This window comes from Bradyrhizobium sp. UFLA05-112 (assembly GCF_053572325.1).
On record NZ_JBANBK010000017.1, the window covers coordinates 70,761 to 95,189 of the forward strand.

Here is a 24,429-nt window from a genome sequence, read left to right on the forward strand (position 1 = left end):
CTTCATGGTTCGCCCGGCGATGGGAAGCATCGTCCGGAGACTGCGGCTGGCGCTGGCCGCGGCCAAACGTGTCCATCGCATTTTGATACTTTACAAACCGTCTAGTCGGTTTTATAGATGGCGACACTGAGGCCCGGCCCAAGGCTTCGGATCATGGCCCCGGAAGAGGCCTTGGGCCGGTAATTGTGAGCACCGCAGCCGCGTTCTTGTCCCGTACGCGGCTGCGGTCGCCGCGGCCTCTCGTTGCGCCTCAAGAGGAGTATGGAATGGATCGCTCGATCGCCATGCGCGGTCTGGGAACGCTTGCGCTGTGCGCATCCGTGGTAGGCTGCGCCAGCGTGACGCCGGTGCCCTATTCGGAGATGGCGTCGTCGGCCTACATGGCGCCGGACAAGTCGGACACCTCCGGCCGCGTGCCCTATCGCTACTCCACGCAGGTCGACTGGCGCGCGTACGACAAGGTCATCCTCGATCCGGTCGTGATCTATCGCGGTAGAGATCATCAGTTCGGCGATATGTCCGACAAGGACAAGACGACGCTTGCCGCCCACATGCAGAACCGCTTCGCCGACAAACTGCGCAGCCGCTTTGCGCTGGTGAATGCACGCGGGCCGAACACGCTGCGGGTTCGGCTCACCTTGACTGGCGCAGTCACCAACACGCCGGTGCTCGGCACGCTGTCGCGCTTCGATGTCGCGGGCGCCGTCTATAACGGCGTGCAGGCCGCGCGCGACGGCGAGGGCACGCTGACCGGATCGGTCATCTACGGCGTCGAGATCTTCGACGCCTCGACCTCGCGCCTGCTCAGCGCCTACGTCACCAAACAATATCCCGCCGCCTTCGACATCAAGGCGAGCGTCGGCTCGCTCGCCGCCGCCACGGCCGGCATCGACAAGGGTGCCGACGCCTTCATGGCGCAACTGAACTGAAGAGAGAGGCCGAGAGATGAGCATCCTTCTTCGCATCGTCGTCCGCATCGCGATCACCGTCGCGCTGATGATCTTCGACGGCCGCGCCGGGGCGGTGGGCCCCAGCGATCCCGCCGGCACCTGGCTCACCGAGGACGGCCGCGCCCGCATCCGGCTCGAGCGCTGCGGTTTGGGGCGCGACCGCATCTGCGGCTTCATCGTCTGGATGAGGACCCCGCAAGATGCGCGCGGCCAGCCGCTGCGCGACAGTGAAAATCCCGATCCCGACAAGCGCGCCCGCGCGCTGCTCGGCCACCAGCTCATCATGGGCCTCGAGGCGACACCGGAAGGCCGCTTTGCGGGCGAGATCTACAATGCCGAGGACGGCAAGCGGTATCCCATCTCGCTGTGGCGCGAGGCGGCCGACAAGCTGAAGCTCAAGGGGTGCCTGATCAGGTTCCTGTGCCAGACCCAGACCTGGCAGCAGACTCTCGACGTCCTGCCCGGCCAACTCGTTGGCCTGACCGGCGACGTCAACGGTCCCCGCGCCGACGAGGAATGGGCCGCAGCCTCGCCGCCGAAGCCACGCAAGTGAAGGGAAAGTAGCGGCTGCTGCCCGTGTGCTGCCGCGAATTTGATCCGGATCAAAGCGGGACAGCCCTTTCTGCGGTCCGATTGCAACATGGATACTCTCCCGGCGAACGCCTTCACGGGCGAAGCCATCGAAGCTGAGCTTGAGACGGACTGCGATGCGCGCGATGCCGGGTTTGCCCGCTGCGTGCAATTGCTGCGCGATGCCGGATTGAGACCGACGCGCCAGCGCGTGGATCTGGGGCAGCTTCTGTTCCTGAACGGTCACCGACATGTCACCGCAGAGATGCTGTTCGAGGAGGCGGTCGCGGCGAACGCTCGGCTGTCGCTGGCAACCGTCTACAACACGCTGAACCAGTTCACGGAAGCGGGCCTGTTGCGCCGGATCGCGGCCGATGGCCTGAAGTCGTTCTTCGATACCGACACCAGCGTGCATCCGCACTTCTACCTCGAAGGCGAGGACATTCTGGTTGACGTCTCCGAGGGGCTGAGCTTCACCAAAGTGCCAGAGGCTCTGCCGGGGCACGACATCGTGCGGCTCGACGTCGTCGTGCATCTTCGCAGGAAAACGTCATCAGCGAGCAAATCATAGCCGTCCGCCGAATTGCGAATTCCGACTCGCAAGGGCCCGGTTCGCCCTGCGATACGGTTTAAGCCGTTGCCTGATGTATCCGCCGCGACTGCTCCTCATATATCGCGGCTTCCGTCGCCGGTAGGCGCTCGAGCCGCACGGCGACGTGCTTGTGATAGGGGGTGCCGGCGATGGGGTCGCGGTTGCCGCTTTCGGTCAGCGCGTTGATCCGCGGGCCGTTGCTAAGGCGTTCTCCGCCTGCGGTCGGGTGGGCCTGGCCGTAGCCGTGCGGCAGCGCGAGCTGGCCATCGCGCATGGAGTCATCGCGCCTGGCGCGCGCGACGATGCGCCCTACGGGTGATCGAACCGCGATCCAGTCGCCGTCGTCGGCGCCGAGGGAAGCAAGATCGTGCGTGTTGATGAGCAGCGCGCCATCGGGGTCGTCGCGCCGCCAGGCCGGATCGCGAAAGATCTGGTTGGCGTTGAACATGCGGCGCTGGCCAGCCGCGAGCACGAAGGGATAGTCATTGCCCGGCCGCGCGGCGGTCGGATCGAGCGCTCCCAGCCAGGTCAGCAGCGGCGTGATCGCGAGCCGCACCTTGCGGTCGGGATGGGCGAGCAGCGTCCACACCTCGTCATAATCATGCTCGGTGAAGGCCGTGCCGTTGCGTGCGCCGACCACGGCGTCGAACAGAGCATCGCCGAGCGACACATCCGGCACCTCGGCGCCTGCCTTCAGCGCGCGCCGTACCGCCTGCGGTGAACGCTTGGCGCAGGCGAGCGCGGCCATCCAGAGCGGCGCCGCCGCTGCGGTTTCGTCCGGCAGGGTCGCTCCCAGCGTATGGTAGAGCACCAGCGCGCCGAGCGCAGCGAGCTGCGGATTGGCGCCCATGAAGGCGCGGAATTCCGCGGCAAAAGCGCCGCGCGATTGCAGCGCGGCCTCACGCAGCGGCGCCAGCGCGTTGTCGCCGGGCAATAGCCCAAGCGCGCGGGTCAGGCGGGTGTAGATCTCCGGCTCTGGTAGCGTCCCCGGCAGCGGTGCGACCACGCCGGCCCGGACATGGAAGAAGTTTTTGGGAAATTCCATGTTGAACAGCGTGAACTCGGTCTTCTCGTATTGCGAGGAGGCCGGCAGCACGTAATGCGCGAGCTGCGCCGTCTCGGTCATGGCAACGTCGACCACGACGACGAGGTCGAGCGCGCGCAGCGCCTTTTCGACCTCGGCGGTGTTGGCGGCCGTGTTGGCGGGATTAGATGAGTCCACCCAAACCCCGCGCAATCGTTGGGGATGATCCGTCAGCACGGCCTCGCAGAACAGGTTCGGCGGCAGCAGTCCGGCGATCACCTCGGTATCGACGGCCGCAAATCGCTGGTTCGGCGAATTGCCCCATAAGGGTTGCAGCCAGCTGTGGAGCTGGTTGGTGCCTTTCCGGCCAAAGCTGCCGGTCAGCATGATCAGGAGCTTTTCGAGATAGGAGTTGAGCGTCGAGTTAACGCCCTGCTGGATGCCGAGTTCGACCCGCACGGTCATCGCTTTTGCCGCCACGATCATGTCGACGCATTGCTCGATCTGCGCAATCGGGATGTCGGCGGCCTCGGCCCATTCATCGACGCGAATGCTCAGGAGCGCCTCCCGCACCTCGTCATAGCCCGTCGTGTGCTGCGCGATGAAGGCGTGGTCGACCGCGTCGCGGCGCACCAGTGTTGTGAGAATGGCCCCGAGCAGGAAGGCATCGGCCCCGGGTCGGACGGCGAGATGCAGGTCCGCCATCTCGGCGCTCTCCGAGCGGCGCGGATCGACGACGATCATCCTGCGGTTTGGATCTTTCCTGATCTGGTTGAGATGGTCGCGTGCGTTCGGGAAGCCGTGCGCGATCCAGGGATTGGCGCCGATCACGAACAGGAGATCGCAGTGATGGACGTCCTCCGCGGTGTGGCAGGTCTGGCTGCCGAACATGTGGCCGTTGACCCAGAAGTCGCCGGTCTTCTCCTGCGCCAGCGCATTGAAGACGTGGCGCGAGCCCAGCGCGCGCAGCAGCGCATTGGCATAGGCGCCACCGGCATGATTGCCCTGGCCACCGCCGCCATAAAGCGCAAGGCTCTTGCCGCCATGATGCTCGACCAGCGTGCGCAACCGGCCCGCGATCTCCGCGATCGCGGTGTCCCAGTCGATCGCGTCGAACCCGCCGTCGGCGCGTCGGCGCAGCGGCGTGGTCAAGCGGTCACGGTGATGGGCATAGAAGGGGATGCGTGCGGCCTTGTTGCAGAGGTAGCCCTGCGATTTCGGATGCTCGCGGTCGCCGCGCACCTTGGTGATGCGGTCATTGTCGACCCGCACCTCCAGCCCGCAATTGACGTAACAGAGATTGCAGGCGGTCTTCCGCCATTCCGTACCCGGCATCGACATCTCTCCCATGGTCTGGCTGGAGGGGATTTTAAATGATGATCATCATATATTCAATCGCCGTAGTGGGCTGCCGGTTCGCAGGGGATGGCGCTGGCCGGCAGGGGGTGCAAGACTGGTCAGGATCGAAATCCGCGGCTTCAACGATCAGATCGGCACCATAATGAGTGATCAACCGTTTCCAGGGCCCGCCTTGCGCCCGCTGAGCTTGCAGATCGGCGCCCAAAAAATTGCAGGCTTTGAGAGCGCAGGCACTGGCCGCCCGATCCTCTTGATCCACGGGAACTCATCCTCGTCCCGGATCTGGCAGAAGCAATTGCAGGGACCGCTGGGAACAAGATTCCGCGTGATCGCGATCGACCTGCCGGGCCACGGCGCCTCGTCGCCGCCGCCCAATCCGGAAGCCGACTATTCGGGCGCGGGTTATGCAGCCGTCATCGCGGCGATCGCCCGTGAGCTCGATCTGAAAAACGCCGTGGTGGTCGGTTGGAGCCTAGGCGGCCACGCTGTGATCAATGCGGCCGGCGCGCTGCCCACGGCCGCCGGCCTGATGATCTTCGGCACGCCGCCGATCGGCAGGGCGCCGGACGGCTTTTCCGGCTTCAAGGGCCTGTCCGCCACGGTGTTCACGCCGAAGCCGAGCGAGGCCGAGATCGAGGAGTGGACGAAATCGGCCTTCGCGCCGGGCTATGCGCCGATCCCCGATTTCGTCGTCGCGGACTTCCGCGGCACGGACGGCAACGCACGGGGCTATCTCGGCGTCAACGTCCAGGCCGGCCGCATCTCCGATGAGGCCGAGATCGTCCGCAATCTCAAGATTCCGCTTGCGATCGTCCACGGCCGTGACGAGCAGATCGTCGATCTCGGCTATCTCCAGCGACTGCCCGCGCCAACGTTGTGGCGCGGCGAAGTGCAGGTGATCGACGGCGCCGGCCATGCGCCGCAATGGGAGAAGGCGGAGGCGTTCAACAAGGTGCTCGACGCGTTTGCATCGAGCGTCTGAGGACACAGCTAGCGCCGCGCCCCCGGCAGCATGCGCTTAAGGGTGCGGTCGTGCAGCACGTAATGATGCACAAGCGCAGCTGCGGCATGCAGGCCGACCAGGATCAGGAGTGCGTTGGCGAGCGCCTCGTGCACTTCTCTGACGTCACGAGCGAAGGCACGGTCGGCCGTCCAGGGTGAGGCGATCTCGATGAGACCGAACACCGGCAAGGCCTGACCGCGGGCGAATTGCACCAAAATGCCGGCGACCGGCGCGGCGACCAGCAGCGCATACATCATATAATGCATCGCGCGCGCGGCGTGCTCGCTCCAGCGGCCAATCACGGCATCCGGTGCCGGCGGCGCGTCGGTGAGGCGCCAGCAGAGTCGTACGGCGACCAGCAGCAAGACCGAAAGCCCGAGGAAGATGTGGATGTTCTCGCCGGCTTCGCGCTGCGGTCCGCGCGGCAGCGCATCGCCGAACTCTCCCAGCAGCCAGGCGCAGAATACCAGCGCGACGACCGCCCAATGCAGGGCTATCGCGACGGCGCCATAGCCCTCGGCTGAATTACGAACTTGCATGCGTGAAATTCCAGTTCGCCAGCAGTATGAGCAATCGGCGGCAAGTGCCATTGATACAGCTCAATTTCCGCGAACATGTCATTCCTGATGCAAACGATCGTCATTCCGGGATGGTTCCGGGCTCGCCGCTGGCGCGTCGCCCGGAATGACGGACGGACCTGTATCGGCGCATTACCTCAACCCCGCCCTTCGAAATCCCTCCAGATAGTGCTCGCGATCCGCTTCGCTCCGCCAGGGCAGTTGCGTCGTGATCCAGGCGAGTGAGATGTTGGGCTGGGTTCGGCGCAGTTCCTGCAAGGCGGTCGCGGCGAGCTCCTGATCGCCGCTCATTCCGGCCGAGACCGCGAGCACGCGATAGGCCCCGGTGAGATCGCCACGGTGGCGGATCGCCTCCCGTGAGAGTGCGATCGCCTCGGCATAGCGCCGCTCGGTGAAGCGCGCATAGCCGGCGATGCCGTAGTAGATCGCGAGCGACGGATCGCGCGGGCTGAGGCGGATGACTTTTTGCGCCGCCTCGAACGAGCAGCTGGAGCGGCCGGCGTAGGATAGCGCCAGCGCGTAATAGCCCTGCGCCAGCGAGAAATTCGGGTTGAGCCTGAGCGCCTGCTCGAACTCCGACAGCGCGTCGTCGAGTCGGCGCGTCGAGAAATAGACGCTGCCGAGCGCGGTATGGGCCCAGGCATCCTCGTGGTCGCACTTGACCGCCGCGAGCGCGGCGGCCTCCGCAACCGGTGCCGCGCTCGCAAGCTCCGCCCAGCCGAGATGGACGCCGAACATGTGGCTTGCCGCCAGAACCGACTGGGCCTGGCCGTAGTCGGGATCGATGGCGATCGCCTGCGCGAGCAGCGCCTGCGCCATCAGATGATCCTGCCGCGTCACGCGCCAGTAGTGCGACAGGCCTCGCATCACGAGGTCCCAGGCGTCCAGGCTCGCCGGCTGCTTGCGGTGGGCGTGAAAATTCTCCGCAGCATAGATCTGCGGCTCGATCGCCGCGACGATCGCGTTGGTGATCTCGTCCTGAACGGCGAAGACGTCGCCGAGCTCGCGATCGTAGTGCTCGGCCCAGATGTGGCTGCCGGTGACGGCGTCGTTGAGCTGCGCAGTGATCCGCACGCGGCCGCCGGCCTTTCGCACGCTGCCTTCGACGACATAGCCGACCCCGAGCTCGTCAGCGATCTCCCTGATATGGACGGCGCGTCCCTTGTAGGTGAAGGACGAGTTGCGAGCGATGACCAGGAACCAGCGCACTTTCGACAGCGCCGTGAGGATGTCCTCGGCGATCCCGTCGCAGAAATACTCCTGCTCGGGATCGTCGCTCATGTTCTCGAACGCCAGCACCGCGATCGCCGGGCGCTCGGGCGCGTTCCGTGGCGCCTTCGTCCCGGCCGCGGGCGGCACCAGCGTTTGCTCCACGACGTCGCCCACGAAGCGAAAGCCCTTGCGCGGGATGGTTTTGATCAGCCGCTGCGTCGCGCCGTCATCGCCGAGCGCCTTTCGTGCCGCATTGATGCGGCTATTCAGCGCAGAGTCCGAAACGATGCGGTTGTCCCAGACCTGGCTGATCAGGTCGTCCTTGGTGACCACACGCGTGCGTTGCTCCACAAGATAGCGCAACAGATCGAACACCTGCGGCTGCAATGGAACAGCCGCGGCATCACGCGTCAGTTCATGCAGCTCGCTATCGAGCACATAGTTTTCAAAGCGAAATCGCACGTCTCGGCATCTCAAGCAAAAATCAGCGTCGTCTCAGGCGAAAATCAATCGTCCGCAAAAGTCCTGGCACGTCCAATACGGCACGGTGCAGCGACCTATGAATTGCCGAATCCCGGCACAACGGAGCTACATATGAGCCAAGTTCATTCCGACGTGCATATCAGCCCGGATGTCGCGGGCTCCAAAGTCCTCAGGTTTATCGCCTTTCTGTACGGAATTGCGGCCTATCTCGTATTTCTCGTGACCATCCTCTACGCCATCGGCTTCGTGATGGGCCTGGTGGTGCCGAAAAGCATCGACACCGGAACCGTTTCTTCGGCGTTCGAAGCCGTCACCATCAATCTGCTCCTGATGGCGTTGTTTGCCGTTCAACACAGCGTGATGGCACGGCAGCAGTTCAAGGCGTGGTGGACGCAGTTTGTGCCAAAGCCCATCGAGCGCAGCACCTATGTGTTGCTGGCCAGCCTGTCGCTGCTGCTCCTGTTCTGGCAGTGGCGGCCGCTGCCGGCGATCATATGGGACGTCCAGGACGCCGATGTCGTCGTGACGATCGTCACGTTATCCTTCGCCGGCTGGGTGCTGGTCTTCACCTCGACCTTCCTGATCAATCACTTCGAGTTGTTCGGTTTGCAGCAGGTCACCCAGCAACTGGTCGATAAGCAGCCGTCGCCGCCGCGTTTCAGGACGCCGCTGTTCTACAAATTCGTCCGGCATCCGCTCTATCTCGGCTTCATCATCGCAGTCTGGGCCGCGCCGACCATGACTGCGGGCCACCTGCTGTTTGCATCCGTGATCACGCTCTACATCCTGCTCGGCATCACGCTCGAGGAGCGCGACCTCGTCGCGCTGTTTGGCGACGAGTACCGGCAATACAAACAGCGCGTATCGATGCTTATTCCCTGGCGCCGGTCGGTTTGATCTCCGCCTCAACCAGATATTCATCGTCATCCAAGGAGAGCTTTCAATGAAACACGTCGGAAACTGCTTCTGCGGCGCGGTCGCAATCGAAGTGACGGGCCCGCCGGAGGCGATGGGCTACTGCCATTGCCGCTCCTGCCGCTCGTGGTCGGGCGGGCCCGTCAATGCGTTCAGCCTGTGGAAGCCGGAGGCCGTACGCATCACTGAAGGTGCCGATCACGTTGCGACCTACGCCAAGACGCCGCTCAGCCAGCGTAAATATTGCCGCACGTGCGGCGGCCATCTCATGACCAGCCATCCGCCGCTCGGCCTGATCGACGTCTTCACCGCCGCCATCCCGACGCTGGCGTTCACGCCCGCCGTCCACGTCAACTATGCGGACACCGTGCTGCCAATGCGCGATGGCCTGCCCAAGCTGAAGGATTTTCCGGCCGAGTTCGGCGGTAGCGGCGAGATGATGAAGGAGTAGCCAAGACGGCAGGGAAGGCCAACCACAACGCTGTCACCCTCTCCCGCAAGGGGAGAGGGTGCACCGTCAATGCGGCCCCGACGTCTACCTCAATCCCGCCCGCCGCAGGCCTTCGAGATAATGCTCCCGATCCTCGGCGCGCTGCATCGGCAGCTCGCTGGTGATCCAGGCGAGCGACACATTGGGCTGGGCGCGACGCAGGCCCTCGAGTGCGGAGGCCGCAAGCTCGCGATTGCCGAGCATGCCGGCGGCGGCCGTCAGCGCGCGATGCGCGCCGACGAAGTCGCTGCGCTGCCTGAGCGACTCGCGCGCGAACTGGATCGCGTCCTCGTAGCGATGGCCGATGAACTGAGCATAGGCGGCGACCCCGCAATAGATCGCCGAGAAGGGATCGCGCGGACTGAGCCGCAGCGCGCGGCGCGCGGCCGCTTCGCCGTCCTCCCAGCGGCCCGCATAGCACAGCGTTACGCCGTAGAAGGCATGCGTCATGGCAAAATTGGGATTGAGCCGCAGCGCCAGCTCGAATGCGGCAATGGCGTCGTCGAAGCGCCGCCGGAACAGATAGGTGTAGCCGAGCCCGTGATGGGCCCAGGCGTCGTCGCGGTCGGCCTCGACCGCGGCGATGGCGGCGCGTTCCGCGATCGGGAGCGTGGCGGCCATGTCGGCCCAGCCCATATGCGCGCCGAACATATGGCTGGTCGCGAGCAGGCCGAGCGCCTTGCCGTAGGCCGGATCGATCGCGATCGCCTTATCGAGCAGCCGTTGGGCTGCGACATTGTCGTCCCGCGTGATCCGCCAGTAATGCGACAGCGCGCGCATCACCAGATCCCAGGCATCCAGGCTTCCCGGCGGCTTCTGCTGGGCGCGAAAGCTTTCGGCGGCGTAGAGCTGCGGCTCGATCGCGGCAACGATGGCGTCGGTGATCTCGTCCTGCACGGCGAAGACGTCGGCGATGCTGCGGTCGTAGCGCTCGGCCCAGAGATGGCTGCCGGTCGTGGCGTCGTTGAGCTGCGCGGAGATGCGTACCCGGTCGCCGCTCCGCCTGACGCTGCCCTCGACGACGTAGCGCACGCCAAGCTCGCGGGCGATCTCGCCGATATGCACGGCGCGGCCCTTGTAGACGAAGGAGGAGTTGCGCGCGATGACGAAGAACCAGCGCAGCTTCGACAGCGCAGTGATGATGTCCTCGCTGATGCCGTCGGAAAAGTAGTCCTGCTCGCGGTCGCCGCTCATATTGGTGAAGGGCAGCACGGCGATTGCAGGGCGATCGGGCAGCGGCAGCGCGGCCGGGGCCTCCCTGGCCTGGCCGGCGGGTTCGGCAGGGCTGGCATGGCCGTTCCGCATCTCGACGTCGCCGACGAAGCGAAAGCCTTTGCGCGCCACGGTGCGGATGAGCGCCTGGCTCGCGCCGGAATCACCGATCGCCTTGCGTGCCGCGTTGATCCGGCTGGTCAGGGTCGATTCCGAGACCGAGCGTCCGAGCCAGATCTTGTCGATCAACTCGTCCTTGGTCACCACGCGGTCGCGATTCCGCATCAGGTGAACGACGAGATCGAAGACCTGGGGCTCGACCGCGACGGGAACCCGATCGCGGCTCAGCTCCCGTCTGTCGGTGTCAAGTAGGTGATCGCTAAACAGAAATTGCACTGCGACGACTCTGGCCTCACGACAAAATCAAGCATCCTGAAACGGCAATATGAATTGGGTCTGGATTCTATGAGTCCATCGAGGCGCATCCGCGGTTCATCGCAATCGCGGCGGTTGCTCTGACCTGGAGGGATGCCAGCCATGTGACTGATTGGCGCGGGCGATGGAACCGAGGGAGGGGTATTCAGGACTTGCCGAGGGCGGGCATAGGCGCAATTGCCGTGCCACCCCGGCGGTTATGGCAAGGTCATCACGGACACGGATGCCGCCGGCCGTCATTGCCAAGGAGGGTGCCGCTGTTCGGATCGTAGGACCGGTAGCGCTGCATGCAATAGGCGACCGCATCGTCGGCAGGCGATGCTGCATAGTAGGCGGGCGGCGGAGGCGGATAGCCTGGACCATAGTAATAAGGTGCAGCGAGCGCACCGCCGATCAGTGCGCCGGCGGCGAGACCGCCCACGAATGCGCCGCCGCCCCAGCCGCGGTGTCCGTACCAGCGGACCTGCTCGACTCTTGCCGACTGCGATGGCGCGACTGCGAGCGGATGGCCGATCGGCGCGGCGGATGCTGGCGACAGCGCGCCCGCTGCTAGACTTGCAAGCAGTACGACTCCGGCAACGGAACGAAACGATTTCAACATCAGGCCTCCTCGTCATGCAAGGCGATCGACGCCTCGCGGCAGAGATAAAGCAACCTGCCGGTGGCGATGGATTAAAGTTTCGACAGGATGACGGCTCGCCGCGACTGCGCTGAGCAGCCCCGCCACCATCGCGGCGCCCATCTCACCGAAATATGACCTTGGCGTTGCTCAATCGGGCCGCCGCGGCGGCAACGTGTTGAAAACCAAGATGCGTGAAATTGCGTATCTTGGCTCGACGCGCGCAATTGGCTCGCGCACTTGCGCCATGCGATGCTAGACTTAGATGGAACAGAGATTTCGGCAGAGGGCCCGGCATGACCGATCAACGCATCACCTCCACTCCCATCGATCCCGCAAAACTCGACCGGCTGGCCGAGGTGGCGGTGAAGGTGGGCCTGGGCTTGCGGCCGGGCCAGGATCTGCTGCTGACCGCACCGGCGATCGCGTTGCCCCTGGTACGGCGGATCGCCGTGCATGCCTACAAGGCCGGCGCGGGCATCGTCACGCCGATCCTCTCCGATGAGGAGATGACGCTGGCGCGCTATCGCCACGGTCACGACGACAGTTTTGATCGCGCTGCCGGCTGGCTCTACGAGGGCATGGCGAAGGCGTTCTCGGAGAATACCGCGCGGCTGGCCATCGTCGGCGATAATCCGATGCTGCTGTCGAGCGAGGATCCCGCCAAGGTGGCGCGCGCCAGCAAGGCCAATTCCATGGCCTACCAGCCTGCGCTGGAAAAAATCGTCAATTTCGACACCAACTGGAACATCATCGCCTATCCGAGCGCGTCCTGGGCGAAGCAGGTGTTTCCCGACGATCCCGAGGAGATCGCGATCGGCAAGCTCGCGGATGCGATTTTTGCCGCGTCCCGCGTCGATCGCGAGGACGCGATGGCGAATTGGGCGCAGCACAATGCGGCGCTGCGCGAGCGCACGAGCTGGCTGAACGGCAAGCGTTTCCGCGCGCTGCAATACTCGGGTCCGGGCATCGATCTGACCATCGGCCTTGCTGATGGTCATGAATGGGAAGGCGGTGCCTCGCTCTCCAAGAACGGCATCAGCTGCAACGCCAACATCCCGACCGAGGAAGTCTTCACTACGCCGCATTGCCGGCGCGTCTACGGCCACGTCGTCAGCTCGAAGCCGCTGTCTTATCAGGGCACCCTGATCGACAACATCGCCGTGCGCTTCGAGGACGGCAAGATCGTCGACGCCAGGGCCTCGCGCGGCGAGGAGGTGCTGAACAAGGTGCTCGACACTGACGAAGGCGCACGGCGGCTTGGCGAGGTGGCGCTGGTGCCGCACTCCTCGCCGATCTCGCAGAGCGGACTGTTGTTCTTCAACACGCTGTTCGACGAGAACGCGGCCTCGCACATCGCGCTCGGCCAGTGCTATTCGAAGTGCTTCATCAATGGCGCCAAGCTGACGCCGCAGCAAATCGCGGCGCAGGGCGGCAACCAGAGCCTGATCCACATCGACTGGATGATCGGCTCGGCCGAGACCGACATCGACGGCATTCTGGCCGACGGCAGCAAGGAGCCGGTGTTCCGCAAGGGCGAGTGGGCGAAATAGTCGGCTAAGGCGCGATGAGATTTGGGATCAATCGTCAGCGCGCCTTAGGTTATTGTTTGAGCATGATCTCCGCGCAAAGGCGTTCCGCGTCTGTCGCGAGGGAAAATCGCTTCACACTTTGCGCCAACGCGGCGCTCCAAGTCCGGATCATGCTCTAGCCTCACGCCGCCGCGTTGCGCAGCATCGGATTGCGATCGATCGTGAAGCGGTTGAACAGCGTGGTGAACGGACTGCCGTCGGTCGCGCGCACGATGGCATCCGACGCGGCGACCGCTTCATAGAGCGCTCCAACGGGATCCTCTAGGGCGGGAAGGTCGAACGCGTCACGGATCGTGTCGCGGGCTCGTTGACGTCGTCCTCGTCGTCGAGCGTCGCCTCCAGCGCAACCGCCGCGCGCCGCATCTGATCGAGGTCGCCGCCGGCGGAGAATTTGAGGATGTCGAGCCAATAGGGACAGGCGACGACGATCTGGATGAAGTCCTCGAATGTCGCCGCGATAATGCCAGCGCGGCCCTCCGACGACGCATAGAGCACATGGTTTGACGGCAGCAGCACGAACGCGCCGCCCGCGCCGTCGCTGCCGACCTGCCGAGGCGCCTCGATGCCGTCGATGGAGAACCAGTCGGGCAGCGGATCGTCGGCCTCAAGAGAGACGTCGAGGGCCGCGAGCTGCTCGGCAACCTCGCTATTGGCGCTGACGGCCTCGGGGGAGAGGGGCATCGGACAGGCTCCTTCCTGATTTGATTCCGCGCATTTTGTCGCACCCTGCAAAAACCGGGTTCAAACGCGCGAATCTGAAGGCAAATCGGCGCGTTAGCCGCGCCGCTCATGCAACTTGCGGCTGATTGTCCGGGCCCGCGTAAGGAAGAATTAAAAAACGGCTACTAGCGTCACACGCACTGTTTGAAACGGCCCGGGGCCTGGGCCAACCAGTCATATTTTATCCCCAGAGGAAGCCGATGTCGCGCACATTGATTGAAACCGGAAGTAGTGCCGTCGATCTGGAGCTGCGGCCGATCGAGCCGTCCTGGATCATTGAAGGCAATCCGGTGTCGCGGTCGCATATCCTGTCGACCAGCGCCGACGGCACCGCATCGACCATCATCTGGTCCTGCACCGAAGGCCGCTTCAACTGGTACTACGATTTCGACGAGACCATCATGATCCTGGAAGGATCGATCGTGCTCGAGAGTGAAGGCATGCCGCCGAAGCGCTACGGCGTTGGTGACGTGATCTTCTTCCACGACGGTGCGCATGCCAAATGGCACGTCGAAGGCCACGTCAAGAAGATCGCCTTCTGCCGCAAGACCAATCCGGCGCTGATCGGCTTCATGGTCCGTGTCGTCAACAAGCTGAAGCGGATGTTCCTCTCGCCCGGCGAGCGTCGTCCCGCAACCCTCATGGGTGCGGGCTAACCCCAGGTTCTACCAAGGCGCTTCCCAGCGAATGGCGTCGAGAAGGGGTCGGGACTGACGTCCCGGCCCCTTCTCACGTCATGACGGCAGTTCGAGCCGGTAGAAATTGGTTGCCGTCTGTGAGAACAGAGCCGTCTTCTCGGCTTCGCTCAGCGGTGCGGCGATGCGCTTGAAGGCGTTGAAGATTACCTGGTAGCTGCACTGGCCCTTGTCCGGCGGGAAATTGCTCTCGAACATCGCGCGCTTCGCACCGAACGCCTCGATGCAGGTTTCGACATAGGGCCGCCACGCTGCCGCAAGCTCCTCGGACGACGGCGGTCTTTCGCGCAGATGGAAATCATAGCCGAGCAGGCACATCGCAAGTCCGCCGAGCTTGACCACGACGTTCTCGCATTTTGCGATCTCCTTGATCGCGGTGCGCCACAGCGGAAACACTTCCTCGCGCCGGCCCGCGAACCGGCCGGTGCCGGCCGGTCCGCCGCAATGATCGAGCACGATCTTGGTGTCCGGAAAGGCGCGCGCCAATTCGGTCAACTCGCCGATCTGCGGATGAAACAGCCAGGCGTCGAAGCTCAGGCCCAGCGGCGCGAGGCAGGCAAAGCCCTTGCGGAAGGTCGCGTCCTTCAGCAACCCCTTCGGCCGGTTCGCATACATGCCCGCGACCACCTGGTCCTCGTCCCAGGCGGAGGAATGCCGGATGCCGCGAAAGCGGCCGTTGCCGGCGGCGATCTCGGCTTCCAGCACCGGCTTTGCCGCATCGCCGAGCAGGAGATTGACGTGGCTGACGATGCCGGCACAGATCGCAGCCCTGCCATAGCCACCGCTCGCGCTCATCGCGGCGACGCCATTGGCGAACTCGACCTCCCCGACGGGGCGAAACGCCTCTGGCCCGTGCGCGCGGTACATCGAGCGGCAGTCGACATAGACGGTTGCAATGACGTTGTGGCCGGAGGCGATGTCGGCGGCCATCTCTTCGATCAGATAGCGCTGTCCGCCGCGGTCCCAGAGGTGGTGGTGGGGATCGACGATCGGCCGCAAGGGATCGATGATCTCCTCCTGGTGCAACGCGAGCCAGTCCTCGCGCGGATCGGCAAAGAGTCCGCTCCTATTGGCGGGCATGGTGCTCGCGGCCATCGGCATTCGCTCCCCTGATTGTCGTTGCCGACAAGACTAACATCAGGAGGCGCTGCGCGGCAGCGCGTGTTGCGCAACCGCGCCCTTCGGCGAGAGCGCACCAGGCGGTCTCAAAGCCCGACGAGATTGAGTGCAGTCGATCGCCTGGGCACCTCTCCCTTCGGGAGAGGTGCCCCTCGGCTTGCATTGATTCAACCAAAACTCATCGTGCTTTAGCCTGGCGCCGCCGCGCCTTCACCTCCACCATCAGCCGCCAATCCCGCGCTGCGGCCGGCTTGCTCTCCCCGAGCCAGTGGAACGCATTTTCGGTGATTTCGGTAAAGCTCCAGCGTGACAGGTCGCCGCTGTCGGTCGTGCCTTCCTGCACGATATCGGCGCCGCGCGGCCGGCCGATCTGCTGACGGAACACGCTGCGGCCGGGATCGAGCCAAAAAATCCGCCAGGCAGCGATGGTCGGATCGTACACGCGCAACGTCGTGCCGTACCAGTTGCCGGCGAGCGGGAACGGTGGCGCGCCGGCGGGGCGAGGGATCATCCAGACGTCCTGGACGGCACGGCCCTCCAGCACCCAGCCGAAATGGATCTCGCCGGCCGCGCGATGCGTGGCGCCGTCATGCTCATACGCGGTGATCTCGGCATCCCAATCACCGACGAACTGGCCATAGAGCTGCAGCGCCGCGGCGTATTCCGGGTTGGGGCCGCTCGCATGCAAGAGTTTCGCAAAGTCGCTCATGTCGATCTCCACTTTCGCGCAAGATCAGCACGATCGGACCTCAGGCTACTTGGAGAAAATTGCCGCAGGCGGTCGTCAGGTCTTGCGCAGCGATAGTTGCCTGATGGCCCGCTTGCTCTCGTCGCTCGTTCGGCGGCTGCCTGAACGTTCCGCCCGCCAAATGACGATGACGGAGACAATGACGAGGCTCGCGCCAACCAGCATCATGGGTGAAAACGGCTCGCCGAGTACGACGGTGCCGAGCAGCACGGCGATGACAGGATTGACGAAGGTGTAGGTCGATACCAGCGAGGTCGAGACGTTCTCCAGCAGCCAGTTGTAGGCGACAAATCCGATCACGCTGCCGGAGATGACCAGCCAAACTAACGCTGCAAGCGACGTCATCGAGACGTCGCGCGGCGTGAAGGTCTCGATCTCGCCCGTCAGCCAGCTGATCGCAAACAACACGGCGCCGCCGATCGACAGCTGCATGCCCGAAAGCAGGATCGCAGAGGTCTGGCTCGACATGCCTCGGGACAGGACAGTGCCGATCGACCATGACAGGGCTGCTGCGAGCAGCCAGACGATGGGAAGGATGCTGATGCCGGCCCGCTCGACGTTCTGCCATGCCACGAGCCCAACGCCCACGAAGCCGGGCACGAGTGCAAGCAAGGCAATCGGCCGCGGGCGCTGGTCGCCCGGGAACAAGACATCGATCAGCAGGAGCCAGAACGGGATCGTGGCAAGCACGATCGCTGCCACGCCCGAAGGAACCGATTGCTGCGCAAAGGCGAGCACGCCATGGCAGCCGACAAAGAAGAGCAGCCCGCACAGGCACGCCTGCAACCATGTCTGCAAGGACGTTCCCGCGACCTCTCGGCCCATCAGGCCAAGCAACACGATGCCGCCGCAGAACGAGCGAAGCGCCATCAGCAGAAATGGCGGAATCGATTGCAGGCCCAGCGTGATGGCGAAATAGGTGGAACCCCACAGCAGATAGATGGCCGCGAACGAGCCGATCACCAGGAACCTTCTGCTCATGATTGCTCCGATCGAAGATGATCCCAAGGCAACCAAGTCGGAGGAGGTTCATGCGTTCCGGCTTCGGCGCCTCACACGCCGTCGAGGATGATCACCGTCGGCGTGCCCGGCAGCGAATCCCGCGAGATTCGGAGCGAGCGCTCGAGGCGTCGGTCGATCTCGAAGTCGCGGCCGATCCGTCGCATGAAGTCGTCGAGCGGCGTGGCGAAGCGGTGCATCGGCAGCACGACGGAGGCTCGCAGGCGTTTCGTGATCTCCGAGATGCCGTCGAGCGACATGGTGTAGGTGCCGTCGATCGGCACCATGACGATGTCGAGCCGTCCGATCTGGGCAAAATGGCTGTCGTCGAGCTTGTGGTGGAGATGGCCGAGATGGCCGATGCAGAGGCCCGCGACCTCGAAGATGAAGATCGAGTTGCCGTCGCGGATCATGTCGATGCCGGCGTCGTCGCCAAAGTAACGGCGGATGTCGGTGGTGACGTTGCGGATGAAGGTGTCGCCGACGCGCTCGGAAATCACTGCCGGCTTGCCGTCCTCGCCCCAGCCATGCAGCACATGGGGAATGCGCTTGTCGGGATATAGCGAGTAGTGCGTGCTGTGGGCCCGGTTCATGGTGACGACGTCGGGCAGCCGGCCGACCTGATAGGCGCCGCTATAGTCGGTGGCGATGCGCAAGCCGCCGGGCGTATCGATGAAATAGGTGGAATGGCCGGCATAGGTGATCTCGACCTCGGCCGCGCCCGCAGTCCGCTGCCAGGACACGGGCACCGCGCGCGGGGCCGCGTTGGCCATTGCCAGACATTCGCTGCGCTGCGGCTGCTGGGCAAGGGCGGGCGTGAGGGAAGCGCCGAGCAGCGCGAGGATCGCGGAAAAGAATCGCCACATAGATCCATCCCCAATGACGTCGGGGAAGTCTAGCGTGCAATCCCGCCTGCGGCCAATGGGCCGCGATCAACAGCGCGTCAGTGTTATAGGCCTACTCCCGCCGCGGGCTGAACTTCCAGGTGGTGGCGACGAGACCCGCGGTGATCAGGCCACTGACGACGCCGGCGAGGGGAAGCGAGAGTAGCAGCGCGGCGGTGGCCGCCCAGCCGATCGAGGAGAAGGCCTCAGCAAAGGTCGCAAGACGCGAGGAGGTCTGGCGGCGGCGGAATTGGCTGCGCCGCGCCTGCACGCGGAACCAGAGCTGGATCGCGGTGGCGGAGGCGGCGCCGACGATGATCGCGCCCGCCGTGATCGCGGCCTGGAGCGGTGAGGCAAAGGCAAGCGCTGCGACCAGCGGAGCGAAGATGACGGCGATTGCGATCAACACGACCTCGATCTTGGCGCGGATCACGCGCGAGGGTGACAGCGGCGCGGTTGCGACGAGATCAGGGGCATCCTCGCCCGAAATCGTCAGCCAGGCGAGTCCGCCGGCAAGCTGTCCCGCCGCCATCACGATGACGGGCGTGATCAACACCAGCGCCGCTGAGCTGTCGGCAAAGCTCCGCCACAATAGAAGCGCCGGCGGCACCAGATAGAGCAGTTGCATCAGGGTTTGCGAGATCAGCCAGGGATCGCGCCACAGCAGCATGAACTCCTTGCGCCGTAGCGCCTGCGCCCGTGAGCCGGCGCGGAACGGCCGCTCGCGCGTGGTGCGGCGGCCGGATGTCCCGTGGGCGGCCGCATCGATCGCGGTGTCGGCGAAGCGGCCGGAGAACAGCGCCATCACGCCGCCCAGCATGACGAGACCGAGTGCGAGCAGCAGCGCCAGCGCCTCGCGATCGCCCATCACGGCCCGCGCGGGCCACCAGACGATGCTGTCGACACCGGGCGCATAGGCAGCCGTGGCATCCGAGGTCAGCACCGCGAAGCGCGACAGCGTGCCGTAGGAGATGATCGCGGCGATCTGGAGCGCGATGACGAAACCGGCGCCGATGATCGCGGCGAGGATCTGCGCGATGAAGCGGGTCCGCGCCGGGCCGATCAGCCGGAACAGCAGGATCGTGATGGCGATCGCGATGGCTGCTGCCGACAGCCCCATGGCGATGACCATGCCGAACGCCGCGAGCCATCGCGGCCCGCCTCCGATCACCAGCGCGTCGATGAAGGGCGTGGAGAACAGCAGCGCCATCGCCGTGATCGCGAGCGCTATCGCGGCGATGCGCACGGAGAACAGGTTGGTGAGCGTTGCCGGCGACGACATGATGAGATCGAGATCGGCGCGGGCGTAAAACACCCGCGTCACCGATTCGATCGCTTGCGACAGCATCAGCGACCAGGCGAGCGCGATCGTCGCCGTAATCACGATCAGCGACGGCTTGTCGAGCGGCAATCGAAGTCCGGCGAAGCGACCGATCACCGCCCAGGCCGGCAGATGCAGGAGTGCGGCAAAGACGATCAGGCCGATCACGGCGGTGCGTTTCCGCTTGCGCTGGCCCGTCATCATGGCGAGCCATTCGCGCCAGGCGAGGCGGAGCTCGTGGCGGGCGAACCACGATAATGCAGTCGCCGAGCTCATGCGGCGGCAGCCTCCAGCGTGACCAGCGCGATGAAGAGATCCTCGAGGCTGGTGTCGTTGTGGCCGTTCTGCTGACGCAGCTCGGCGAGCGTGCCTTCGGCAACGAGGCTGCCCGACGCGATCACGCCGATCCGGTCGGCCATGCGCTCGGCGACCTCAAGAATATGCGTGGTCATGATCACGGTGCAGCCAGCGCGGACGCGCTCGGCCAAAAGACCCTTCATATGGCGGGCGGAGACGGCGTCGAGGCCGGTCAGCGGCTCGTCGAGAATGATGAGGCGGGGGTCGTGGACCAGCGCGCCGGCCAACGCCACCTTCTGGCGCATGCCCTTGGAAAATCCCTCGCAACGCTCGTGCCGGTGTAGCGCCAGGCCGAGCGAGCTCAACAGTTCCTGCGCCACGGGTTCGGAGACGGCTGGCGCAATGCCCCAGAGGCCGGCGACGAATTCGAGATATTCGAGCGGCGTCAGCTTGTCATAAATCATCGGCTCGTCCGAGACCCAGGCCATCACCTGCTTGGCGGCCACGGGATCGGCCAGGGCATCGATGCCGAAGATCGACACCGCGCCGGCATCGGGCCGCAGCAACCCTGCGACCATGCGCAAGGTGGTGGTCTTGCCGGCACCGTTGGGGCCGACCAGCGCGTAGAATTCACCGGCGTGAATGGTGAGATCGAGGGAATCGACCGCCAGACGGTCAAAACGCTTCGTTAACCCTCGGACGCTCAGCGCCGAACTGTCCGGTTTCATGATGGCCACACCATACGGTTTCGCATCGCTCGCGACCTTGATCTGAAGATGTTTCGGCACGGTGAATCACCCTGCCACAAATTCCGTCATCCCGCACGAATGCATCCGCCTCTCGTTTTATTGACAGCGCTGGGCGGTTCGGGCTGAATTGCGCCGGGCCAAATGGCGCTTTCCGCGACTGATAATGATCGCGTAGCGACTGGACACAAGATGCGACGAGACGGCCGCCAAGAGCCGCAAGGATCGCATCGGGGAGGATGCTCGGCGATGCTGGACTTCGTTCAGCAGCTGGTCAGTGGCATTGCACTCGGCTGCGTGTACGGCCTGATCGCGCTTGGCTTCGTGCTGGTTTACAAGGCAACCGAGGTCGTCAACTTCGCCCAGGGCGATCTGATGATGCTGGGCGGCTTCTTCGCCTTCACCTTCATCGGCATGATGGGCCTGAACTACTGGGTCGGCTTCGTCGGAGCAGTCGTCGCCATGGCGCTGTTCGGCATGCTCGCCGAACGCATCGTGGTGCGGCCGATCCTCGGCTATCCGCAATTCTCGATCATCATGGCAACCATCGGGCTCGGCTACTTCCTGCGCTCGATCGCCGGCATGATCTGGGGCACCGACGACTTCAAGATCGAGACGCCGTTCAGCCAGGGCGTGTTGCGCATCGGCGCGCTGGTGCTCGCCTATGACAAGCTCTCGGTGATCGCGGCAACGGTCATCCTCTGCACGCTGCTCTATCTGTTCTTCAACAAGACCACGCTCGGCACCGCGATGCGCGCCAGCTCCGAGAACATGCTCGCGGCCTACTACATGGGCATTCCCGTGAAGCGTGTCGTGTCGATCGTCTGGGCCATCAGTGCGGCGGTCGCGACGTGCGCCGGCGTTCTGCTGGCACCGATCACCTTCATTCACTCCAATGTCGGGCTCGTGCTCGGTCTGAAAGCCTTTCCCGCCGCCGTGCTCGGCGGCTTCGGCTCAATACCCGGCGCGGTCGTCGGTGGCGTGTTGATCGGCGTGATCGAGAGCATGGCCGGCTTCTATCTGCCGGAGGGCTGGAAGGACGTCGCACCTTACATCGTGCTGCTGGCGGTGTTGCTGCTGAAGCCCGAAGGCTTGTTCGGCCTCCACGTACGCAAGAAGGTCTGAACGCCATGCGCTTTCTGTTCAAGACCGACTACGAGGACGACATCCGCCTGTTCCCGCATTCGGGCTACGTGATCTCCTACGGGCTCCTGATTGCGGTGCTGCTGATCGCGCCCTACGTGCTCTCCAGCTATCTGATGAGCCAGCTGGTCTTTGTCTGCATTTATGCGACCGTCGGCGTGGCGCTGCTGATTCTCACCGGCTTTACCGGGCAGGCCTCGCTCGGGCACGCCGCGTTCCTTGCGATCGGCGCCTATGCGGCGGCCTATTTGCAGAAATACAACGTGCCGTTTCCGGTCTACTTCCTCGCCGCAGGCGTATTGACCGGATTGATCGGCGCGCTGGTCGGCTTCCCCGCGCTGCGCCTCCAGGGCATCTACCTCGTCATCGCCACGATCTCCTTCGCCTTCATCGTCGAGGAGATTCTGGCGCGCTGGGAAAGCGTCACCAACGGCAATGAGGGCATGCGCATCAAGACGCTGTCGTTGCTCGGCGTCCCCGTGCCGCGCGACAGTCCGATGTTCTATTTCCTGTGCCTCGCCGTCTTGATTCTGACGATCGTCGGCACGCTCAATCTCTTGCGCTCGCCGACGGGGCGCGCCTTCGTTGCGATCCGCGACTCTGAGACGGCGGCACGCAGCATGGGCGTCAACGTCGCGCTCTACAAGGTGAAGTCCTTTGCGATCTCGGCGGCGATCACCGGCTTTGCCGGCGTGCTGTTCGCGCACAAGCTCTCCTTCATCTCGCCGGAGATGTTCACGCTCCAGCTCTCGATCGAGTTCATCATCGTGATCCTGATCGGCGGCACGTTCAGCCTGCACGGTGCAGTGCTGGGGGCGATCTTCATCGTGATGATCGATCCGTTCCTGACTTATCTGAAGGACGACATGCCGGGCATCATTGCCGGCGTCGCCGCGGCGTTGGGGGCGAGCACCGACGGCGCGGCGAACGTTCAGTCGAAGGTCGCGGCCTTCGCCTCGCTCAACGGCCTGAAGGGCGCGATCTACGGCATCATCATCGTGCTGTTCGTGCTGTTCGAGCCGCTCGGCCTCTACGGCCGCTGGCTGAAGATAAAACTCTTCTTCCAGCTCTTCCCGCTCTACAAGCGCGCGACCTTCAAACGCCAGAAGATCTACGTGAAGTCGGAGCGGAACCGATGAGCTATTTCCGCGCCGAAAACCTGTCGCTGCATTTCGGTGGCCTCAAGGCGGTCGATGCGGTCTCGTTCGCGGTCGAGAAGGGCGAGATCCTCTCGATCATCGGGCCGAACGGCGCGGGGAAAAGCTCGATCTTCAACCTGATCTCGCGGATCTACCGTCCGACCTCGGGCCACATCTTCTTCGAGGACCAGGACATCACGGAACAGCCGCCCTACGACATTGCAAGGCTCGGCATTGCCCGCACCTTCCAGAACATCGAGCTGTTCGAGAATGCAACCGTGCTCGCGAATCTGCTGGTCGGGCGCCACCGTCACTCAACCACGCAGCTCTGGCAGGAATTGCTGTTCCTGCCGAGCGTGCGCGCGAACGAGAAGCTGCACCGGCGCCGCGTCGAGCAGGTGATCGAATTCCTCGATCTCGAGCCCTATCGCGACAAGCTGATCTCGGGTCTTCCCTACGGCGTACGCAAGGTGATCGAGCTTGCCCGCGCGCTCTGTTCCGAGCCGAAGCTCATACTGCTCGACGAGCCGTCGTCGGGGCTGAATGTCGAGGAGACCGACGACATGTCGTTCTGGATCCGCGACATGAAAAGCGAGCTCGGCATCACCGTGCTGATGGTCGAGCACGACATGTCGCTGGTCAACCGCGTCTCGGACCGCGTGATCGCGCTGAACTACGGCCGGGTGCTGGCGATGGGCTCGCCCGCCGAGGTGCAGCAGCATCCCGACGTCGTCGCCGCCTATCTCGGAGCCTGACGCGATGGACGCCGCCGTTTCGCCCGACATCATCCTGAAGCTCTCCAATATCGAGAGCTACTACGGGCCGATCATGGCGATCCGCGGCATCTCGCTCGAGGTGCCGCGGGGCCGCATCGTGACGCTGCTGGGTGCCAATGGTGCGGGCAAGACCACCGTGCTGAAGACCATCTCCGGCATCCTCGATCCGCAGAAGGGCACGATCGAGTTCATGGGCAGGCCGATCCAGCGCATGGAGGCCGACAAGATCGTCCGCCTCGGCCTCAGTCATGTGCCGGAAGGGCGCGAGGTGTTTCCATTCCTCTCGGTGCGCGAGAACCTGATGATGGGCGCCTATCCGCGAAAGGATCGTGACGGTGTCGCGGAGGATATCGAGCGCGTCTACGGCTATTTCCCGCGGCTGAAGGAGCGCATCAACCAACCGGCCGGCCAGCTTTCCGGCGGCGAGCAGCAGATGCTGGCGATCGGGCGCGCCCTGATGAACCGGCCGACGCTGCTGTTGCTGGACGAGCCGTCGCTGGGCCTGTCGCCGATCCTGGTGAAGGAGATTTTTACGATCATCCGCCGCGTCAACGAGGAGCAGGGCATGTCGATCCTGCTCGTCGAGCAGAATGCCAAGGTGGCGCTGGAAACGGCGCATTACGGCTACGTGCTGGAGATCGGCCGCGTCGTGATGAACGACACCTGCGACCGCTTGATGGATTCCCAGGACATCCAGGAATTCTACCTAGGCGCCAAGGAAGCCGGGGCCAGAGGCGAACGGCGCTGGAAAAAGAAGAAAACGTGGCGTTAAATATGGCGTCTCCCCGTGAACGAACGGACCGGCGGC

General features: G+C 64.3%; 25 protein-coding genes. 13 read left to right on the forward strand and 12 right to left on the reverse strand.

Annotated elements, in window-relative coordinates; translation table 11 throughout:
• Positions 1 to 266: 266 nt before the first annotated feature.
• The 3 genes from SO180_RS12805 (at position 267) to irr (ending at position 2,091) form a co-directional block, all read left to right on the forward strand.
• Complete coding sequence (locus SO180_RS12805) at positions 267 to 929, forward strand: DUF3313 domain-containing protein (protein WP_449379178.1); 663 nt, start codon at positions 267 to 269, stop codon at positions 927 to 929.
• Between the two features lie 16 nt (positions 930 to 945).
• A complete protein-coding gene (locus SO180_RS12810) occupies positions 946 to 1,503 on the forward strand; it encodes a DUF2147 domain-containing protein (protein ID WP_449379179.1) in 558 nt (185 codons plus the stop codon).
• Positions 1,504 to 1,590: 87 nt separating this feature from the next.
• Positions 1,591 to 2,091, forward strand: a complete 501-nt coding sequence (gene irr, locus SO180_RS12815) for a Fur family transcriptional regulator Irr (RefSeq protein WP_449379180.1) — start codon at positions 1,591 to 1,593, stop codon at positions 2,089 to 2,091.
• Between the two features lie 58 nt (positions 2,092 to 2,149).
• On the opposite strand, the gene SO180_RS12820 is transcribed toward irr, so the two are convergent.
• Positions 2,150 to 4,471, reverse strand: coding sequence for a molybdopterin-dependent oxidoreductase (locus tag SO180_RS12820; protein WP_449379181.1), 2,322 nt, complete (start codon positions 4,469 to 4,471; stop codon positions 2,150 to 2,152).
• Positions 4,472 to 4,637: 166 nt separating this feature from the next.
• On the opposite strand from SO180_RS12820, the gene SO180_RS12825 reads away from it, so the two are divergent.
• Positions 4,638 to 5,477, forward strand: coding sequence for an alpha/beta fold hydrolase (locus SO180_RS12825; RefSeq protein ID WP_449379182.1), 840 nt, complete (start codon positions 4,638 to 4,640; stop codon positions 5,475 to 5,477).
• 8 nt (positions 5,478 to 5,485) lie between these two features.
• Here SO180_RS12825 and SO180_RS12830 read toward each other — a convergent pair whose 3' ends face one another.
• Positions 5,486 to 6,037, reverse strand: coding sequence for a cytochrome b (locus SO180_RS12830; protein WP_449379183.1), 552 nt, complete (start codon positions 6,035 to 6,037; stop codon positions 5,486 to 5,488).
• Between the two features lie 2 nt (positions 6,038 to 6,039).
• Here SO180_RS12830 and SO180_RS12835 point away from each other — a divergent pair, with 2 nt between their 5' ends.
• Positions 6,040 to 6,186 (forward strand): hypothetical protein, encoded by a 147-nt coding sequence (locus SO180_RS12835; protein ID WP_449379184.1) that lies wholly within the window; start codon positions 6,040 to 6,042, stop codon positions 6,184 to 6,186.
• A gap of 22 nt (positions 6,187 to 6,208) precedes the next feature.
• Here SO180_RS12835 and SO180_RS12840 read toward each other — a convergent pair whose 3' ends face one another.
• Entirely contained in the window at positions 6,209 to 7,750 is a 1,542-nt protein-coding gene (locus SO180_RS12840) for a winged helix-turn-helix domain-containing tetratricopeptide repeat protein (RefSeq protein ID WP_449379185.1), read from the reverse strand.
• Positions 7,751 to 7,882: 132 nt separating this feature from the next.
• Here SO180_RS12840 and mddA point away from each other — a divergent pair, with 132 nt between their 5' ends.
• A complete protein-coding gene (gene mddA, locus SO180_RS12845; RefSeq protein ID WP_449379186.1) occupies positions 7,883 to 8,668 on the forward strand; it encodes a methanethiol S-methyltransferase in 786 nt (261 codons plus the stop codon).
• Positions 8,669 to 8,714: 46 nt separating this feature from the next.
• Positions 8,715 to 9,137, forward strand: coding sequence for a GFA family protein (locus SO180_RS12850; protein WP_449379187.1), 423 nt, complete (start codon positions 8,715 to 8,717; stop codon positions 9,135 to 9,137).
• A gap of 84 nt (positions 9,138 to 9,221) precedes the next feature.
• Here the strand turns inward: SO180_RS12850 and SO180_RS12855 are convergent, their stop codons facing one another.
• Positions 9,222 to 10,784, reverse strand: coding sequence for a winged helix-turn-helix domain-containing tetratricopeptide repeat protein (locus tag SO180_RS12855; RefSeq protein WP_449379188.1), 1,563 nt, complete (start codon positions 10,782 to 10,784; stop codon positions 9,222 to 9,224).
• A gap of 250 nt (positions 10,785 to 11,034) precedes the next feature.
• Entirely contained in the window at positions 11,035 to 11,424 is a 390-nt protein-coding gene (locus SO180_RS12860; protein WP_449379189.1) for a BA14K family protein, read from the reverse strand.
• A gap of 314 nt (positions 11,425 to 11,738) precedes the next feature.
• Between SO180_RS12860 and SO180_RS12865 the strand changes: the two genes are divergently transcribed.
• The gene (locus SO180_RS12865; RefSeq protein WP_449379190.1) at positions 11,739 to 12,995 is read left to right on the forward strand and encodes an aminopeptidase; all 1,257 of its coding nucleotides are present in this window, start codon (positions 11,739 to 11,741) and stop codon (positions 12,993 to 12,995) included.
• 300 nt (positions 12,996 to 13,295) lie between these two features.
• On the opposite strand, the gene SO180_RS12870 is transcribed toward SO180_RS12865, so the two are convergent.
• Complete coding sequence (locus tag SO180_RS12870) at positions 13,296 to 13,715, reverse strand: hypothetical protein (protein WP_449379191.1); 420 nt, start codon at positions 13,713 to 13,715, stop codon at positions 13,296 to 13,298.
• 239 nt (positions 13,716 to 13,954) lie between these two features.
• Here SO180_RS12870 and SO180_RS12875 point away from each other — a divergent pair, with 239 nt between their 5' ends.
• Positions 13,955 to 14,410, forward strand: a complete 456-nt coding sequence (locus SO180_RS12875) for a cupin domain-containing protein (RefSeq protein WP_449379192.1) — start codon at positions 13,955 to 13,957, stop codon at positions 14,408 to 14,410.
• 78 nt (positions 14,411 to 14,488) lie between these two features.
• Here the strand turns inward: SO180_RS12875 and SO180_RS12880 are convergent, their stop codons facing one another.
• The 6 genes from SO180_RS12880 to SO180_RS12905 form a co-directional block, all read right to left on the reverse strand.
• The gene (locus tag SO180_RS12880) at positions 14,489 to 15,544 is read right to left on the reverse strand and encodes an amidohydrolase family protein (RefSeq protein ID WP_449379193.1); all 1,056 of its coding nucleotides are present in this window, start codon (positions 15,542 to 15,544) and stop codon (positions 14,489 to 14,491) included.
• Positions 15,545 to 15,746: 202 nt separating this feature from the next.
• Complete coding sequence (locus SO180_RS12885; RefSeq protein ID WP_449379194.1) at positions 15,747 to 16,277, reverse strand: hypothetical protein; 531 nt, start codon at positions 16,275 to 16,277, stop codon at positions 15,747 to 15,749.
• Positions 16,278 to 16,352: 75 nt separating this feature from the next.
• A complete protein-coding gene (locus SO180_RS12890) occupies positions 16,353 to 17,297 on the reverse strand; it encodes an EamA family transporter (RefSeq protein WP_449379195.1) in 945 nt (314 codons plus the stop codon).
• Between the two features lie 71 nt (positions 17,298 to 17,368).
• A complete protein-coding gene (locus SO180_RS12895) occupies positions 17,369 to 18,181 on the reverse strand; it encodes an MBL fold metallo-hydrolase (protein WP_449379196.1) in 813 nt (270 codons plus the stop codon).
• Between the two features lie 91 nt (positions 18,182 to 18,272).
• A complete protein-coding gene (locus SO180_RS12900; protein WP_449379197.1) occupies positions 18,273 to 19,796 on the reverse strand; it encodes a permease in 1,524 nt (507 codons plus the stop codon).
• Positions 19,793 to 20,545, reverse strand: a complete 753-nt coding sequence (locus tag SO180_RS12905; protein WP_449379223.1) for an ABC transporter ATP-binding protein — start codon at positions 20,543 to 20,545, stop codon at positions 19,793 to 19,795. Before SO180_RS12905 ends, SO180_RS12900 begins: the two co-directional genes overlap by 4 nt.
• Before the next feature lie 267 nt (positions 20,546 to 20,812).
• Here SO180_RS12905 and SO180_RS12910 point away from each other — a divergent pair, with 267 nt between their 5' ends.
• From SO180_RS12910 to SO180_RS12925, 4 genes are read left to right on the forward strand one after another with little or no spacing between them, the layout of a single operon-like run.
• Positions 20,813 to 21,688, forward strand: coding sequence for a branched-chain amino acid ABC transporter permease (locus tag SO180_RS12910; protein ID WP_449379198.1), 876 nt, complete (start codon positions 20,813 to 20,815; stop codon positions 21,686 to 21,688).
• Positions 21,689 to 21,693: 5 nt separating this feature from the next.
• A complete protein-coding gene (locus SO180_RS12915) occupies positions 21,694 to 22,845 on the forward strand; it encodes a branched-chain amino acid ABC transporter permease (RefSeq protein WP_449379199.1) in 1,152 nt (383 codons plus the stop codon).
• On the forward strand, positions 22,842 to 23,600 hold the full coding sequence (locus SO180_RS12920) for an ABC transporter ATP-binding protein (RefSeq protein ID WP_449379200.1): 759 nt from the start codon (positions 22,842 to 22,844) through the stop codon (positions 23,598 to 23,600). Before SO180_RS12915 ends, SO180_RS12920 begins: the two co-directional genes overlap by 4 nt.
• A gap of 4 nt (positions 23,601 to 23,604) precedes the next feature.
• Positions 23,605 to 24,393: an ABC transporter ATP-binding protein gene (locus SO180_RS12925; protein ID WP_449379201.1), complete on the forward strand. Its 789-nt coding sequence runs from the start codon at positions 23,605 to 23,607 to the stop codon at positions 24,391 to 24,393.
• Positions 24,394 to 24,429 lie beyond the last annotated feature (36 nt).

Excerpts from the sequence above, each read along its gene's own strand:
- SO180_RS12900 (WP_449379197.1), bottom strand. The coding sequence starts at position 19,796 with ATGAGCTCGGCGACTGCATTATCGTGGTTCGCCCGCCACGAGCTCCGC.
- SO180_RS12810 (WP_449379179.1), top strand. The coding sequence starts at position 946 with ATGAGCATCCTTCTTCGCATCGTCGTCCGCATCGCGATCACCGTCGCG.
- SO180_RS12880 (WP_449379193.1), bottom strand. The coding sequence starts at position 15,544 with ATGGCCGCGAGCACCATGCCCGCCAATAGGAGCGGACTCTTTGCCGAT.
- mddA (WP_449379186.1), top strand. The coding sequence starts at position 7,883 with ATGAGCCAAGTTCATTCCGACGTGCATATCAGCCCGGATGTCGCGGGC.
- SO180_RS12830 (WP_449379183.1), bottom strand. The coding sequence starts at position 6,037 with ATGCAAGTTCGTAATTCAGCCGAGGGCTATGGCGCCGTCGCGATAGCC.
- irr (WP_449379180.1), top strand. The coding sequence starts at position 1,591 with ATGGATACTCTCCCGGCGAACGCCTTCACGGGCGAAGCCATCGAAGCT.
- SO180_RS12905 (WP_449379223.1), bottom strand. The coding sequence starts at position 20,545 with ATGAAACCGGACAGTTCGGCGCTGAGCGTCCGAGGGTTAACGAAGCGT.
- SO180_RS12865 (WP_449379190.1), top strand. The coding sequence starts at position 11,739 with ATGACCGATCAACGCATCACCTCCACTCCCATCGATCCCGCAAAACTC.
- SO180_RS12870 (WP_449379191.1), bottom strand. The coding sequence starts at position 13,715 with ATGCCCCTCTCCCCCGAGGCCGTCAGCGCCAATAGCGAGGTTGCCGAG.
- SO180_RS12805 (WP_449379178.1), top strand. The coding sequence starts at position 267 with ATGGATCGCTCGATCGCCATGCGCGGTCTGGGAACGCTTGCGCTGTGC.
- SO180_RS12825 (WP_449379182.1), top strand. The coding sequence starts at position 4,638 with ATGAGTGATCAACCGTTTCCAGGGCCCGCCTTGCGCCCGCTGAGCTTG.
- SO180_RS12895 (WP_449379196.1), bottom strand. The coding sequence starts at position 18,181 with ATGTGGCGATTCTTTTCCGCGATCCTCGCGCTGCTCGGCGCTTCCCTC.
- SO180_RS12915 (WP_449379199.1), top strand. The coding sequence starts at position 21,694 with ATGCGCTTTCTGTTCAAGACCGACTACGAGGACGACATCCGCCTGTTC.
- SO180_RS12890 (WP_449379195.1), bottom strand. The coding sequence starts at position 17,297 with ATGAGCAGAAGGTTCCTGGTGATCGGCTCGTTCGCGGCCATCTATCTG.
- SO180_RS12875 (WP_449379192.1), top strand. The coding sequence starts at position 13,955 with ATGTCGCGCACATTGATTGAAACCGGAAGTAGTGCCGTCGATCTGGAG.
- SO180_RS12925 (WP_449379201.1), top strand. The coding sequence starts at position 23,605 with ATGGACGCCGCCGTTTCGCCCGACATCATCCTGAAGCTCTCCAATATC.
- SO180_RS12910 (WP_449379198.1), top strand. The coding sequence starts at position 20,813 with ATGCTGGACTTCGTTCAGCAGCTGGTCAGTGGCATTGCACTCGGCTGC.
- SO180_RS12920 (WP_449379200.1), top strand. The coding sequence starts at position 22,842 with ATGAGCTATTTCCGCGCCGAAAACCTGTCGCTGCATTTCGGTGGCCTC.
- SO180_RS12885 (WP_449379194.1), bottom strand. The coding sequence starts at position 16,277 with ATGAGCGACTTTGCGAAACTCTTGCATGCGAGCGGCCCCAACCCGGAA.
- SO180_RS12850 (WP_449379187.1), top strand. The coding sequence starts at position 8,715 with ATGAAACACGTCGGAAACTGCTTCTGCGGCGCGGTCGCAATCGAAGTG.
- SO180_RS12820 (WP_449379181.1), bottom strand. The coding sequence starts at position 4,471 with ATGCCGGGTACGGAATGGCGGAAGACCGCCTGCAATCTCTGTTACGTC.
- SO180_RS12860 (WP_449379189.1), bottom strand. The coding sequence starts at position 11,424 with ATGTTGAAATCGTTTCGTTCCGTTGCCGGAGTCGTACTGCTTGCAAGT.